A 14,433-nucleotide genomic window follows, 5' to 3' on the forward strand; every position below is an offset into this window, starting at 1 on the left:
GGCCCGGGCTAGGGCCGGGCGCTGGCGGCGGCCGAGCGCCCGGCCTGCTCGACGGCCTCCAGCGTCAGGCCCAGGTCGCGGAGCAGGCGCGCTGCCGGGCAGTTGGCCGCGTTGAGCAAGAGACGCTGCACATCGTCTGGCGTGTCGAGGTCCAGCGCCAGCCCTGCCCGCTCCACTGTGCGGAGCGGCACGTCAGCCGCGCGTGCCTGCCGCTGATGCTCCACGAAGCTCCCGACGCCGAAACGCGGCGCGATAGCGGCCGGCGGCGACAGCAGCAGCGCGTTGGTGCCCTCGCGAGCGCCGTCGGGCGCGATGACGACGTTCGCCTGCTCGGCGGCCGCGCTGAGCGCGTCGATGTCACCTGTCGTGACGGTGGGCAGGTCTGAGGGCAACATCAGCAGGCCTGCCGCGCCGCCCGACGTGGCAACGCGCTGCGCCTGGCGCAGCGCCCGGTTCAGACCGTCACCAGGGCCGTCGTCGGGCGCGATGTCGATCTCAGGGGCCTCGGCCAGGAAGGTCAACCGCGCATGGTCAGGCGCCACCACCCATGCGTCGCCAGGGTGCAGCACCAGCACCCGCTCGACCGTGCTCGCGTTGCAGGCGGCCGCCAGCACGCCGACAAACATCGTCTGACTCAGACGCGTGCGTGCGTCGGCGTCCAGCAGGCCGGCGAGGCGGCGCTTGCTGCCAGCCGACCCCTTGTACGGGATGACGACCCACAGTCCGCCGCTCTGCCGCTCGCCCAGGCGATCGACCATCAGGAGATCGCGGCGTCGAGGCAGGTCTGGGCCAGTGTGCGCTTCACGTCAAAGTCGCGCATGATCGTGTCGGTGACCACGGCACGCACGCCCTCCGCTTCGACCGCCGGAGCCAGGGCCGCATCCTGATTGTCGATGACCAGCACGTCCAGGAAGTCGGCGTAGGCGCGCGCCACCCCGACCGCCGAGACCTCCATGCCCAGGCCGCGCATCATCCGGTCAGCCGGCCCCTTGATGGTCGCCCCGCCGATGATCGGGCTGACGCCGACGATCCGCGCAGCCGTCTCACGGAGGGCGTCACGCACGCCGTCGAGCGCCAGGATCGTGCCGACGCTGACCAGCGGGTTGCTCGGGCTGATCAGGATGACCGACGCCTGTCGGATCGTGTCGAGGAGGCCCGGGGCCGGCCGCGCCGCCTCGACGCCGTCGTAGCGGATCTCCAGCACGTCGTCCTGCGACCGTCGATGAACGAAGTACTCCTGAAACGCCAGCCAGCCGTCCGGGGTGCGGATCTGGGTCCGGACCGGCTCGTCGCTCATCGGCAGCATCCGCACCGCAAGGCCCATCCGCGCGGTCAGATCGGCAGTGACCTCGCTCAGGGCGCGGCCCTGGCGAAGCAGCTCGGTGCGGTGGATGTGGACGGCGAGATCGCGGTCCCCGAGCAGGAACCAGCGCTCGCGCCCAAGCCGCTCGAACATCTCCAGCGCATGATAGGTGTCGCCACGGACGCCCCAGCCCTGCGACGGCTCGACCTGTCCCGACAGGGTGTAGAGGACCGTATCGACATCCGGGCAGACCGTCAGCCCGTACAGCTCGGTGTCGTCGCCGGTGTTGACGACGACCGTCACGCGAGACGGATCGACCGCCTGCACCACGCCTTCGAGAAACCGGGCCGCGCCGACGCCGCCAGCCAGCACGACCACATCCCGCCGCTCATCAGAAGAGGTCACAGACACGCGCTCCTGCACCCGCTTCCACGCCGCGGGCGCGCCGTTTGATGATGCTGAAGTCGATCAGATGGGCAGGCCGCCCCGCACGCCCCAGGTTCTCGGGTCGGGCATCTCGACCCCCACGAACCGTAGCGGATCGAATGGCGCGGTCGGTACTTTCGGGGTCTGGCCGGTGACGAGGTCGGCCAGCAGCTCGGCGCTGGCCGGGGCCGGGGCGATGCCGCTCGGGCCGTGCCCGGTCGCGAAATACAACCCCTTGACTGCGCCTGCGCCGATGCTCGGCCGGCTGTCCAGCGAGTTCGGTCGGAAGCCGGTCCAGATCTCGACAATCGGGGCGTCGGCCAGGGCCGGGACCATGTTGATGGCCTCGGAGAGCAGCCAGTGCACGCCGCCCGCCGTGAACGAGCTGTTGTAGCCGGTGTACTTGCGCGTCGCGCCGACGACCAGCCGCCCGTCGGCCCGCGGTACGAGGTACGGGTCCGGCACCTTGGTCACCACCCGCTTCAGGCCGATGGCGCTCTGGTCGAGCGCCAGGATCTCGCCTCGCTGCGGCACGACCGGGATGACCGGGTCGCAGCCGGGGATCTGGCGCGACCAGCTTCCCGCCGCGTTCACCACGACCGGGGCCAGGATGTCCCCTTCGAGGGTCCGTACGCCGCGTACTGCGTCGCCGTCGCGCAGGATCTCGGTGACCGCCGCGCCGTAGACCAGCCTGACGCCCGCGCGGCGCACCGCGACTTCGAGCGCCCGGCACAGTCGTCGATTGTCGATCTGGCCGCCCGGGCGGATCAGCCCACCGATGACGTTCGGCCCGAGCACCGGCTCGGCCTCTCCGAGGGCCGCCCCTTCGAGAAAGACCGCGTCAGGCTCGGTGGCGGCGGCAGCCCGCAGCTCACGGGCATGCTCCTCGGTGAAGGCCGGGATGATGTCACCCGGGTGCGTCATCTCCGGGTCGATGTCGGTCTCCTCCTTGAGGTCCGCCACGAGGCTCGGGTAGAGGGCCTCGCTGCGCCGCTTCAGAGCGGCCTCAGGGCTGGCATCCCGCGGGTGCGAGGCGTTGAGAATGCCCGCCGAGGCCCACGAGGCCTGCCGGCCCGGCTGATCGCGCTCGACCAGCGTCACATCAAGGCCGCGCTTCCGCAGCTCGCGCGCGCTGAGCAGCCCGATCACTCCCCCACCGATGACGATCGCGTCAGGCATCCGACTCCTCCGTGCGGCCCGCGTCCACCGCAAGCCCCGTCACCGGAATCGTAGCCCGGGCAGGCAGGTCAGCGCGGCGTTGGTTCAGCCGCGATGCTTGTCTGACTCGTCCACCTGCACCAGCCAGCGCATCGCGCGCAGGCGAGCATCGATCTGCGCGCCAAGATACTCGTGGGCGCGCCGCAGCCGCTCAATGGACGTTCGCAACTCCTGCATCGTCAGCGGTCTGTGGCCGCCGCTCAGCAGCTCGGTGTCGGCGTTGGTGGGCGGATACGGCGGGATGCAGATGAACAGTACCTCGGCCGGCGCGTCCCCGTCATTGCGAAACGACAGGGTCGAGGCGGGCGGCGTCACGATAGCCTCGCCGGGGCCAAGCTCGCGCTCGACGTGCTGAGCATCCCCCGTCGTGCGCTGCAGCACCGTCACGCGCCCGGCCACAACGTAGGTGACCTGCTCCAGTCCGTAGTGGAGGTGGACCGAGTAGTCACGTTCGCGCGGCGGGATGATCCCGACGACCACGCTGGTCAGCTCCGAGTCGGCGCCCCGGATCGGCCGGATAGTGATGCCATCCGGTGCGAGAAACTCCCCTGGCCCCAACGCCGTCACCTGTCTGCCTCCTGCTGCCGTACCGCTCGACTATGCTTGACGGTCGTGGAGCAGGGCAACCGCCGGACGGTGGCGCAGAGGGGGAGTCGATGAGCGACGAGCAGGAGCGGTACGAGCGCGGCCGGGCCGTGATTCTGGACATCTGGGGCGAGGACGAGGGCAGCGCCATCCTCGGGCGCTGGCACGATCTCTCGCCGGACCTCGAACGGCAGATCGTGGAGTACATGTTCGGGGATCGCTGGGCGCTGGCGACCCCGGACCGCAAGACGCGCAGCATCGTGCACGTCGCGACGCTCACCGCGCTGCACCGCCCGACCCAGCTTCGGGTCCACCTGCGCGGCGCGCTCAAGAACGGCGCGACCGAGCGCGAGATCGTGGAGACGATCCTCCAGGTCGGGCTGCTGGCCGGCTTCCCGACCTCGTGGGACGCACTGGCGGTCTGCAACGAGGTGTTCGCGGAGTGGCGGCGCGAGATGCAAGCGGACGGCGCCTCGCGAAGCTGGTAACTCCACCACGCAGAAAGGCGGCGTCATACCGGTCATCCCGAGCGGAGCGAGCGTGCGAGCGCAGTCAAGGGATCCTCCTCACGCCACAGAAGGAGAAGATCCCTCTCTGCTCGTTCCTCGCCGCGGTCGGGATGACGAGCGGGTGTGCTCGTGCCCTGCGTAGCTTGCCCTGAGCGTGCCGAATGGGGTCGGGATGACACACCCCTCACATCCAGCATGGCAACGTACTAGCCGACGCGTTGGGCGCGGGCGCGCCGCTCGGCGAGGTAGGCGGCGAACCGGTCGCGGCTCATGGTGTTGAGCACATCGTCCGGGCCGAGCCACGCGCGCCGCGCCGTGCCGATGCCGAACGTGCCCATCTGGAGCTGCCGGACGGCGTGCGCGTCCGTGCTGATCGTGAAGCGCGCGCCGGCCAGCTTCGCGCGGTGGGCCGATGCGCCGTCCAGGTCCATCCGCTCGGGCTGGCTGTTGATCTCCAGCGCCGTGCCCTGCTCGACCGCCGTCGCGATGACGGCGTCCATGTCCACGGCGTACGGCTCGCGCGAGCCAACCAGCCGGCCGTGTGGGTGATTCAGCGTCACGACCCACGGATTGCGGATCGCCTGCTGAATGCGCGCCGTCATGACGTCCCGATCCTGATTCATGGCGCTGTGGATCGAGGCCGACACGTAGTCGAAGATGGCGAGGGTGGCGTCCTCGTAGTCGAGCGCGCCATCCCGCTTGATGTCCATCTCGGTCCCGTGGAAGATCCGGAACGGTGCGAGCTGCTGGTTGAGGGCATCCAGCACGGTACGCTGCTCGGCCACCCGCTCCTCGGTCAGGCCGCGCGCCACGCCGAGCGACTTGCTGTGGTCGGTGAGCGCGATGTACTCGTGGCCGAGCGCGCGGGCCGCCAGCGCCATCGCCTCGATGGTCGCGCCGCCGTCTGACCAGTCGCTGTGAACGTGCAGGTCGCCACGCAGGTCGGCCAGCTCGATCAGGCGCGGCAGGCTGCGCCGCTGCGCCAGCTCGATCTCGCCCCGGTCCTCGCGCAGCTCGGGCGGGATCGGCTGGAGGCCGAGCGCCTCATAGATGGCGTCTTCCGACGCGCCCCTGAGATTTGTCGGGTACGGCCCGGTGTCCAGGCCACGCTCGTCGAGCCGCCAGCCGCGTTCAACTGCCAGCGCCTGGAGCCGCCGCACGTGGGCCGGCGACCCCGTGTGCCAGAGCAGGGCCGCGCCGTAGGCGGCCGGCTCGACCACCCGCACATCGACCCGCACGCCGCGCCGGACCTCGATCTCGGCGCACCAGGGGCCGCCTTCGACCACCTCCCGCACCTGCCCCAGTCCGTGCACGAAGGTCCGCACGTCGTCCGGGCGCGCCGAGGCGACCAGCAGGTTGACGTTGCCGATGGTGTCCGCCATGCGCCGCACGCTGCCGACCACGGATGCCTGCGACACGGCCGGGCACTCCAGCAACTGGGCCGTCAGCTCCGTGCCGATCTCCAGCGTCAGCCCGATCTGGTGGCGGCCGGAGCGCTGCTTCAGCCGCTCCAGCTCGGCGAGGATCCGCTCCTCGGTGCGTGCGCCCAGACCCGCGACATCGCGCAGCTTGCCCTCGCGGGCGGCGGTCTCAAGCTCGGCCAGGCTCTGCACGCCGACGTTGTCATAGATCAAGCGCGCCGTGCGCGGCCCGAGTCCCGGCACCGTCAGAAGCGTCGCCACGCCTGACGGGACATCCGCCCGCAGCTTCTCGATGTAGCCGAGCTTGCCGGTATCCAGGAACTCGCCGATCTTCTGGGCCAGGGCCGGGCCGACGCCCTGAATCGAACGCAGCTTGCCCTCGGCATGAATCGATTCGATAGACTCGCGCAGCCCCTCGATGCGCCGTCCGGCCGAGCGGTAGGCGTTGACGCGGAAACTCTGCTCGCCCTTGATCTCGAGCAGATCGCCGATCTCTTCGAGCAGTCGGGCGACATCGGCGTTGCGGCTGCGCGGTGGCTGGCTCATGCTCTGACTATGGGCCAGCGCACGGCGGCCGGGCAACTTCCCGAGCGCCGGAGGAAATACGGAGGGTGGGTCGGCGGTCAGAACTCCGGTATCCTGAACGCGCCATGCCTGAGCGCACCTCTCGTCCGCCGATCTCCAGCCGGTCTGCGTGGCGTCACGTCGCGGCGACGCTCGCCATCTTCCTGGCGTCGCTCGGCGGGCTAGGCTGGGAAGCGTCCGTGGCCGGCTTCGAGGCCGACGAGGCGGACTACGTCGCCACGAGCCGCTATTTCGGCTACCTCTTTCTCCAGCGAGACGTCACCCGCAAGGAGTGGGACGGCAACCACTGGACCCGCACCCAGCCGCCGCTGACCCGGTACATCGTCGGCGCGTGGCTGACCGCCTACGGCTACGACCTGGAGAAGATGAACCAGCCGTACGTCTCGACGGCCAGCAGCTTCGAGATCAACCGCCAGAAGGGGCGCGTCCCGACCGACGAAGTGCTGGCCCGCAGCCGCCAGCCGATGGTGCTGCTGGGGGCGGCAGCTATCGCGCTGCTCTACCCGCTCGGGCTGCTGCTCGGCGGGTCGCTGGCCGGCGCTGCCGCGGCGGCGCTGGCGCTGACCAGCCCGTTCCTGCGCTACACGCTGGTGCACACCTGGGCCGAAGCGCCATTGGCCTGCTTCCTGCTGCTGGCGGCGATCCTGGCAGCCACCGGCCTCCGCCGCCTGCTCGACGGCCGGGCCAGCCCGCTCGGCTGGGGCATCGGGCTGGGCGTGGCGCTCGGGCTGGCCTCGGCCACCAAGCTGACGGGGCTGGTCGGCATCCCCATCGTGCTCGGGGTGGCCGGCCTCATGGCGACGCTCGCGTGGCGGGCTGGCGAGCGAGCCAGGGCGCGGCGACTGATCGTCTGGGCCGGTCTGGCGACGGTGGTCGCGCTGGCGCTGGTGGTGATCGTCAACCCGTTCCTCTGGCGCGGGCCGGTAGCCGGCCTCGCCAGCATGGTCGAGCAGCGCCGCGACGAGATGACGTTCCAGCAGGAGCAGTGGCCGGAGTTCGCCGTCCTCAGCGTGGCCGAGCGGCCCTGGCTGATGGCGGTCGGCCTGACGCGCATCGGTCCGTGGGGCGACCTGCCCGCCGTGGCCGCTGCCCTCGGACTGGGGCTGGCAGCGTTCGGACTGTGGTCGGTGCGCCGTCGGCTGACGGCTGCTCGGCCGGAGCCGGCCACGTTGATGCTGCTGGCGTGGCTGGGCGGCTACGCCGTGGCGATCTTCGGCGGCCTGGGCCTGAGCTACCCGCGCTACTTCCTGCCGGCCTGCATCCTGCTGCTGCCGCTGATCGGCGCGGGGGCCGCCGCGCTGGTGACGGCTGTCGCATCCGCCGTTCGTGGCGCGCGGGCGACGGCCGGCCCATCAGTCAGCGCGGCTTCGTCAGCCCGTTCTCGCTGAGGAACTGATACAGCTCGTCGGCCGCCACGGCGTGCCCTGCCGCCGTCCAGTGGGCGTTCTGCCGGAAGTACAGCCGCTCCTTGACGCGGTTGTCGGCCCGCCGCATGTCCTGGAGGAGATCCAACGCCAACAGGTTGCTGTGGTCCGTGATCTGCGCCAGCGTCCCATGGGGATCCTCGAAGCCCGGCTTGATGTCGTCGCCGGACTCACCGTCCTCCTCGTCGTCGGTCTCACGGACGGCCGTCCCGCCGCGCTGGGCCACCGCCGTGGCCGACGGCACCACCATCACGACGAATCGCGCACCCTGGCTCTCCGACACGTCGCGCATGCGGTCCAGCAGGTTCTCGCTGATGGCCCAGGCCTCCTGCGCCTCCTCCAGCGTGCGCGGCGCGCGCCGGTCCCCGGACGCCGAGCCGCCGTCGTCGCCCCACCAGGGCAGCTTCGCCAGCACGCCCGACTCGAACACGGTGTACAGCTCGGACTTTCGCAGGATGCGGCGCGGTCCGTCGAAGGCGTCGGCCCCGCGCAGCGCCAGGTCCGCCTGCACGGCGTTCTGGAGCGTGGCGACACGCCGGTAATTGTCCGAGATGTCGTTGCCGAGATAGACCGCCACGATGACCACGTCGGGCTTGAACCTGACGCCTTCCTTGGTCAGGTAGACGGCTTCGTTGGCGGTGGCCCAGCCGTTCGAGCCGGCGTTCAGCACGCGGTACGTCAGGCCCGGCTGCTCGGCGTTCAGGCGGTCTTCCAGCCGCTGAGCGAACGTCTCGTCCTGGTTGACCTGCTCGGCGAACGTGAACGAATCGCCCGTCACCAGAATGCGATACTCGCCGGGCGGCTTCGGGTAGTCGATCTCCGCGCCACGCAGTCCCTTCGAGTTGACCTCGATCCACGAGGTGTACTCCGATGTCTTCTTCCAGCCTGAGCCGGGCCGGTTGCGCCGCCCGAACTCGGGGTGGGCCTCGGCAAAGCTGACCGTCTGGTAGTCGCCGGGCAGGATCGCGCCGGCGACGCGCAGCACGCCCTCAGCCAGCAGCAGCGGCAACACGATCCCCAGCACGACCAGGAGCAGGCGTGCCGCCAGCGACGGCGAGCGGCGGCCTTCGCGCCCCCGTGACGTCGCTGGAATCTTCGCGTCCGTTGCCGTCTTCCCAGCCGAGCCGAGGGCTGCTTCCCGTGCCATATCGCTCCAACTCTCCGTGATGGCGCTCAGGCCGAGTATACGGATGCCCGCTCGGCGCGGCCAAACAACAGGGCCGCCCGGCCCGACGCTCGTGACCACCGGGAGCCGTCCCTCCCGGCACGGACATCGCCCCGACGATCCGTGGTACCCTCGCCACGCCATGTACGAAGGGTGGAAGCGCAACCTCTACGTCGTCTGGTTTGCAACGTTTGCGAGCCTGACAGGCGGCAGCCTCGTCCAGCCGTTCCTGCCGCTGTTCATCAACCGCGACCTCGGGATCTCCGATCCTGGAACGGCGGCGATCTGGTTCGGGCTGGCCGTCAGCGGCGGCGGCGTGGCCCAGGCCGTGATGGCTCCGATCTGGGGCATCCTGGCGGACCGCCACGGGCGCAAAGCGATGCTGGTGCGGGCGCAGTTCGCCATCGGCGCGGCCAACGCGATGCTCGCGGCCGTTGCCTCGCCCTGGCAGCTGGTGACGCTTCGCGTCGTCCAGGGCACGTTCTCGGGCGTCGTTGGGGCATCGCGCGCGCTGGTGGCCGGCAGCGTCCCCCGCGACAAAGTCCCCTACGCGATGGGTGTGATCCAGTCGGCGATCTTCATGGGCCAGACGCTCGGGCCGACCATCGGCGGCATCCTCGGCAGCACCATCGGCTTCCGGGCGTCGTTCTTCACGACCGCCGCCATCAACATCGTCGCGGGCACCCTGGCGTACTTCTACGTCAAGGACATCGCGCGGGGTGACGGCGGCGGCAAGCGCGCCGCCCAGAAGGTCAGTCTTCAGGACCTGCTGCGCTCCCGGCCGCTGACGCTGCTGGTGATCGTGTTCTTTCTGACCAGCGTCGGCAACATGCTCTCGCGGCCGTTGCTGCCGCTGCTGCTGCTGGAGATCGATCCGCTGCACGACGTCGCGTTCACGTCGGGTCTGGCGTTCTCGGTGCTCGGCATCTCCGGCACCATCGCCTCGGTGGCCTCGTCACGGGGGACCAGCCGGATCGGGCTGCGGACACTGGTGGTCGTCTCGGCGCTGTTCTCCGGCGCGTCGACATACTTCGTCGGGCAGGCGTCGTCGCCCGAGATGGTGCTCGCCGGCCTGTTCGTCGGCGGCCTGGCGCAGGGCACCCTCGCCTCGTCCTCGACGGCCCTGATCAGCCTGTTCGCACCGGCCAGCAGACAGGGTACCGCCTTCGGGATCCTGACCTCGGCACAATCCCTGGCGATGGGAGCTGGCCCACTCTCGGGCGGCCTGATCGCCAACGCCTTCGGCCTGCGGACGCCGTTCGCAACGTCCGGCGTGATCATGCTGGCGGGCGTGCTGCTGGTGCTGTTCGTGCCAGCCCCGCCGACGTTCACGGACAGCGAAGCCGACGCGGAGGCCGTATCCTCATGAGCGACACGACGCCAGCCCGACCGAAGCGCCTCTTCCTGATGGCCTGGGACGGGCTGCGCCCAGACCTGATCTCGCCGGAGCTGACGCCAAACCTCGACCGGTTCCGCGCGACGGGCGTCGAGTTCGCGCGGAACCATGCCATCGTGCCGACCGTCACGCGGGTCAACACGGCCACGCTCGCCACGGGCGCGCCGCCCGCCGTCCACGGTCTGCCGGCCAACAACTTCTACGGCTTCAAGGTCGAGCCGGAGGCCAGCATCTCCATCGGCGAGGGCGACAGCACGGCCCAGTTGCGCCGGGCCTACGGCGTCTTCGAGGCCCCGACCATCTCCGACGTGGTTCACCGCAACGGCGGTCGGACGGCCATCGTCAGCAGCGGCACGCGCGGATCGTCGCAGATGCTCCACCCGCGCCGCGTCGAAGCCGGCGACTTCATCCTGCACCCGACGCTCTCCAACGCCGACGAGATGAAGCTGATCGAAGAACGGCTCGGGTCGCCGATGCCGGAGGCCGAGGTTCCGGACACGCCGCGCAATCGCTGGCTGGCCGAGGCAACGGCGCAGGTGGTGATCCCCGAACTGCGGCCGGACGCGCTCTACTTCTGGCACGACGATCCTGACAAGAGCCAGCACAAGTACGGCTTCGGCCACCCGCTGGCGCTCCAGTCGATCCGCGACGCCGACGCGCACTTCGGGATCGTGCTCGACGGGCTGGAGGCGGCCGGCCTGCGCGACGAGACGCTGGTGATCGTGGCGTCCGACCACGGGTACGTGCAGATCGACGCCCACCTTGGCGAGCAGGATGCGCTGTGGCTGCGCGATCCCGACCTCGCGGACGTGCGGACGGCCGGCAACGGCTGCTCGATCCTCTTCCACCTGCCCGAGCCGAACCAGCGCACGGTGCAGCGCCTGGCCGCGTCGCTGGCCCGAACGCCGGGGATCGGCGTGCTGTTCAGCGGCGTGCGCGGCGTGACACCAGCCGAGGGCACGTTCCCATTGGCGGCGCTCGGGATGGACGGCCCGCTGATGCCGGACCTGCTGGCGACCCTCGCCTGGAACGACGAGGTCAGCGAGCACGGCCACCAGGGACGCTCCCGCGGGTACGCGTCGAGCAACGCGGCCAGCCACGGCGGCGGCAGCTCCTGGGAGATCCGCAACACGCTGATCGTGCAGGGGCCGGGTGTTCGGGTGGGACATCGCACGGAGCTGCCTTCGGGCATTGGCGATATCGCGCCGACCGTCCTGACGGCGCTCGGCCTGACCGTGCCAGCCTCGATGAGGGGCCGTATGCTGACCGAGGCCTTCGTCGGGCAGGCCTCGGCCAGTTCGGCCGACGTCGAGAGCTGGGCGGAGGCCGGGCCGGGCGGCTCGCTGGCCTGGACGCGCTACGCCGGGCGATCCTACCTCGGCGCGGCCACACCGCGCCGAACCTGACCTGACGCGCCGTTCAGGAACGCCGGCCGCCCGACCACAGCCGGGGCCGGCTCTCCGGGCGGCCGTGGTCCGTTATACCGAGCGCCGCCCGAAGCCGCGCGATGGGTCTGCTTCGACCTGTTCGCGGCCACGTAGGTCTGGTCGGGTGGCGGTCGCCAGGGAGGGCGCGTGCCGCAGTTCCTGCGATTCGGATGCGCCGGAATCGCCGTCATCATCATTGCAGCGCTCACGTCGGTCGGGCTGTACGCGGTCCTGACCGGGGGTTCGCCGTTCGCTGCGTCCGCGCCGAAGCCGATCGCCGGCGGCGCGCAGGTGCTGGTGACCATCCAGGCCGGCCAGCCAACGCCGACGCCGCTGTCGGCGGCCACGCCCACGGCCACCCAGGCCGCGACGGCCATCGTGACTGCGCCAGCCAGCATACTCACGGCGCCAGTCGCCGCGGCAGCAGCCGCCCCCGCCAGCGGACCGACGCCCGCGCCGTCCGTGGCGCCGGCCACGCCGGTCGCCTCACCACCGCCGGCTGGGGCCAGCCCGGCCCCGGGCGGCCCCAGCCGTGCCGACCCCAGCCGACTGTCTGTCCACGAAGGGCTGAGCGCCGAGGTGATCGAGGTCGAGCGTAGCTGGCAGGCCACCGACGCCACCGGTGCGCCGATCCGCCTGCGCGACGGATTCGAGCTGGTGACCGTCCACGTGCGGTTCACCAACACGTCCGCTGAGGCCCGCTACGTTGCGGAAGGCGATCTGGTGCTGGTGGCCGACGACGGCGCCCGGTTCGCGCCACGGTCGTCGTTGCCCGTGCGCGAGCCACGGTTGCTGACGGTTCCGCTGCTGGCCGGCGACACCACGCGCGGCTGGGTCACCTACGAGACACCGCAGGGGCAGCCGACGCGCCGCCTCCAGTGGAGTCCGACCCGCCCGGACCGCCCCCGCGCCGAAGCGACGTTCAACCTGTCGCTCCCGCGCTAACTCGCCGGGCGGGCAGCGCGTCAGGGCAGGCTCGACCGCCGGTCGCTGCCCAGCGCGCCGTTCGCGGCGGCGACGGCCACGCTCAGGGCGGCGTCGAACGAGTCCCGCCACGCAAACGCCCCGCCGAGCGGCTCGCGGACGTCCCAGCCCCGCCCATCCCGCGATGGATCCACGGTGAAGGCCAGCGGCGACAGCCGCGTCGGCAGCGACACCTCGACGCGGGCCGTGTATGCGCGCTCGTCCACCGACACCCGAACGCCCGGAACCATGACCATCGACTTGCCTCCCGGAAGCGAGGCTGGCTGTCCACCGCGCACCAGCCACGCCGAGTCAGGCTACCACCTGACGCAGCCGCCGCAGTCGGCCGGGGCGTCTCAATCCGGCACCAGCGGCAGGATGGCGGACCCGGGCAGCGCCTGGTCGATGTCAAGAGCTGGACGCGGCGGGTGTTCGCAGGCTGACAGCTTGCATTGACTGTCCGGCAGATGATGGAGCAGAAGAACGTGCAGCCTCCGCGGTCGAGACCGTCACGGGAATCTGATCCAGGCACGAGCGCCAAGCGTAGATACAGAGAGAGCGATGCACGGGCAGGCCGACCGGCGCCCGGTGCCTCGCCAGCGGACGGAAGCGTCCGGGAGCACCACCATGCGAGACCTCTTCGAGATTGGCCCAGACGGCGAGATTTTCGACGACGGCGTGATTCACATCTCATTCCCCATGGACCTCGAGACGCTCGAGGATGACCTCTTCGACTGAGCCGACGCCTCGCCGCGGCGCGGCCCGAGTATCCACGACAGACCCCAAACTGGTAACGTGCTCGCTGCGCGTAGACGAGAAGGGGTCTGTCGATGAAGATCACCGATGTTGAGGTCATTCGCCTCCGCAGCCCGAAGCTCTCCCGCCCGCTCAAGCCTGCCTGGACGCCCGGCGGCTCGTGGATCCAGCGCGAGGCTGTGCTGGTCCGCGTGGACACCGACGAGGGCATCACCGGCTGGGGCGCCGTCAACGCCACGGACGTGGTCGGGGCCATCGAGCCGTGGATCAAGCCGCGGCTGATCGGCAAAGATCCGTTTACGCTGGAGCAGCACGCCCGGATCTTCCGGAACGCTGGCGGCGCGTGGGGCGTCGAAATCGCCCTGTGGGACATCATCGGCAAGGCGACGGGCCAGCCGGTCTACAAGCTCTGGGGCGGCCACAAGGACCGCGTGCCCGGCTACGCGAGCTGCATCGAGCTGGCGTCGGGCGAGCAGCGCGCCGAGGATGCTGCCGCGCGCCGGGCCGAGGGCTGGCGCGCGATGAAGCTGCGGCTCCACGACTGGACGATCAAGGAGGACATCGCCCAGGTCGAGGGCGTGCGCAAGGCGATGGGCGATGACTTCGTCATCCTCGTGGACGCCAACCAGGCCCAGCAGCCCGGCACTCGCCAACCCGACGAGGGGCCAGTCTGGAGCTACCAGCGGGCGCTGCAGACGGCGCGCGAGCTTGAGCGACTGGGGGTGTTCTGGTTGGAGGAGCCGCTCGACCGCTACGACTTCGAGGGGCTGAGCAAACTGTGCGCGGCCATCGACGTGATGCACATTGCCGGCGGCGAGAACAACAAGGGTCTGCACGAGTACCGGGCACTGGTGGAGCAGAACGTCTACGACGTGATTCAGCCCGAGTCGATGGTCTCCGAGACGATGAGCAGTCTCCGCAAGGTCTGCGCGCTGGCCGAGCTGCACCGCAAGCTGGTCGCGCCACACCACGGCGGCGGCGGCATCGGACTGGTGGCGCACCTGCACCTCGCCTGCGCGGTCCCCAACTCGACCTACTTCGAGATGCTCTGCGAGCCGCCAGTGATGACGACCACGGACTTCCAGTGGTACCTCGAAGAGCCGCTGGCCATCGACGCCGACGGGAACATCGTCGCGCCGAGCGGCCCGGGCCTCGGCGTCCAGCCCGATCCGCAAAGGCTGATCGGCGACCGCGTCGGCTGACCCGGCCGGGACGCACGCTCCTACAGATTCTGTCACGTGCGGGCCGCCGATGC

At 70.6% G+C, this 14,433-nt stretch carries 13 protein-coding genes; 6 read left to right on the forward strand and 7 right to left on the reverse strand.

Annotated elements, in window-relative coordinates; translation table 11 throughout:
* Positions 1–8: 8 nt before the first annotated feature.
* The 4 genes from cofC to IT306_03425 form a co-directional block, all read right to left on the reverse strand.
* Positions 9–758 (reverse strand): 2-phospho-L-lactate guanylyltransferase, encoded by a 750-nt coding sequence (cofC, locus tag IT306_03410; GenBank protein MCC7367442.1) that lies wholly within the window; start codon positions 756–758, stop codon positions 9–11.
* The gene (locus IT306_03415; GenBank protein MCC7367443.1) at positions 758–1,708 is read right to left on the reverse strand and encodes a 2-phospho-L-lactate transferase; all 951 of its coding nucleotides are present in this window, start codon (positions 1,706–1,708) and stop codon (positions 758–760) included. The genes cofC and IT306_03415 overlap by 1 nt, the downstream gene beginning before the upstream one ends.
* 63 nt (positions 1,709–1,771) lie before the next feature.
* Complete coding sequence (gene thiO, locus IT306_03420; protein ID MCC7367444.1) at positions 1,772–2,908, reverse strand: glycine oxidase ThiO; 1,137 nt, start codon at positions 2,906–2,908, stop codon at positions 1,772–1,774.
* Between the two features lie 84 nt (positions 2,909–2,992).
* Complete coding sequence (locus tag IT306_03425) at positions 2,993–3,514, reverse strand: cupin domain-containing protein (GenBank protein ID MCC7367445.1); 522 nt, start codon at positions 3,512–3,514, stop codon at positions 2,993–2,995.
* 89 nt (positions 3,515–3,603) lie between these two features.
* Between IT306_03425 and IT306_03430 the strand changes: the two genes are divergently transcribed.
* Positions 3,604–4,020, forward strand: coding sequence for a carboxymuconolactone decarboxylase family protein (locus IT306_03430; protein MCC7367446.1), 417 nt, complete (start codon positions 3,604–3,606; stop codon positions 4,018–4,020).
* Between the two features lie 227 nt (positions 4,021–4,247).
* On the opposite strand, the gene polX is transcribed toward IT306_03430, so the two are convergent.
* Positions 4,248–6,008, reverse strand: a complete 1,761-nt coding sequence (gene polX, locus IT306_03435) for a DNA polymerase/3'-5' exonuclease PolX (GenBank protein ID MCC7367447.1) — start codon at positions 6,006–6,008, stop codon at positions 4,248–4,250.
* Positions 6,009–6,112: 104 nt separating this feature from the next.
* On the opposite strand from polX, the gene IT306_03440 reads away from it, so the two are divergent.
* Positions 6,113–7,435: a hypothetical protein gene (locus tag IT306_03440; GenBank protein ID MCC7367448.1), complete on the forward strand. Its 1,323-nt coding sequence runs from the start codon at positions 6,113–6,115 to the stop codon at positions 7,433–7,435.
* On the opposite strand, the gene IT306_03445 is transcribed toward IT306_03440, so the two are convergent.
* Positions 7,404–8,618: a hypothetical protein gene (locus IT306_03445; GenBank protein ID MCC7367449.1), complete on the reverse strand. Its 1,215-nt coding sequence runs from the start codon at positions 8,616–8,618 to the stop codon at positions 7,404–7,406. The two genes, IT306_03440 and IT306_03445, sit on opposite strands and share 32 nt — an antisense overlap.
* Before the next feature lie 160 nt (positions 8,619–8,778).
* On the opposite strand from IT306_03445, the gene IT306_03450 reads away from it, so the two are divergent.
* The 3 genes from IT306_03450 to IT306_03460 all read left to right on the forward strand — a co-directional run bounded on the left by IT306_03450 (position 8,779) and on the right by IT306_03460 (position 12,404).
* The gene (locus IT306_03450) at positions 8,779–10,005 is read left to right on the forward strand and encodes an MFS transporter (GenBank protein ID MCC7367450.1); all 1,227 of its coding nucleotides are present in this window, start codon (positions 8,779–8,781) and stop codon (positions 10,003–10,005) included.
* Positions 10,002–11,438: an alkaline phosphatase family protein gene (locus IT306_03455; protein MCC7367451.1), complete on the forward strand. Its 1,437-nt coding sequence runs from the start codon at positions 10,002–10,004 to the stop codon at positions 11,436–11,438. The genes IT306_03450 and IT306_03455 overlap by 4 nt, the downstream gene beginning before the upstream one ends.
* Before the next feature lie 168 nt (positions 11,439–11,606).
* A complete protein-coding gene (locus IT306_03460) occupies positions 11,607–12,404 on the forward strand; it encodes a DUF4352 domain-containing protein (protein ID MCC7367452.1) in 798 nt (265 codons plus the stop codon).
* Positions 12,405–12,424: 20 nt separating this feature from the next.
* Here the strand turns inward: IT306_03460 and IT306_03465 are convergent, their stop codons facing one another.
* Positions 12,425–12,679: a hypothetical protein gene (locus IT306_03465; GenBank protein ID MCC7367453.1), complete on the reverse strand. Its 255-nt coding sequence runs from the start codon at positions 12,677–12,679 to the stop codon at positions 12,425–12,427.
* Between the two features lie 573 nt (positions 12,680–13,252).
* Between IT306_03465 and IT306_03470 the strand changes: the two genes are divergently transcribed.
* Positions 13,253–14,380 carry a mandelate racemase/muconate lactonizing enzyme family protein gene (locus tag IT306_03470; GenBank protein MCC7367454.1) on the forward strand — a complete coding sequence of 376 codons (1,128 nt, stop codon included), beginning with the start codon at positions 13,253–13,255 and terminating at the stop codon, positions 14,378–14,380.
* The last annotated feature ends 53 nt before the right edge of the window (positions 14,381–14,433 follow it).

This window comes from Chloroflexota bacterium, assembly GCA_020850535.1.
GTDB lineage: Bacteria > Chloroflexota > UBA6077 > UBA6077 > JACCZL01 > JADZEM01.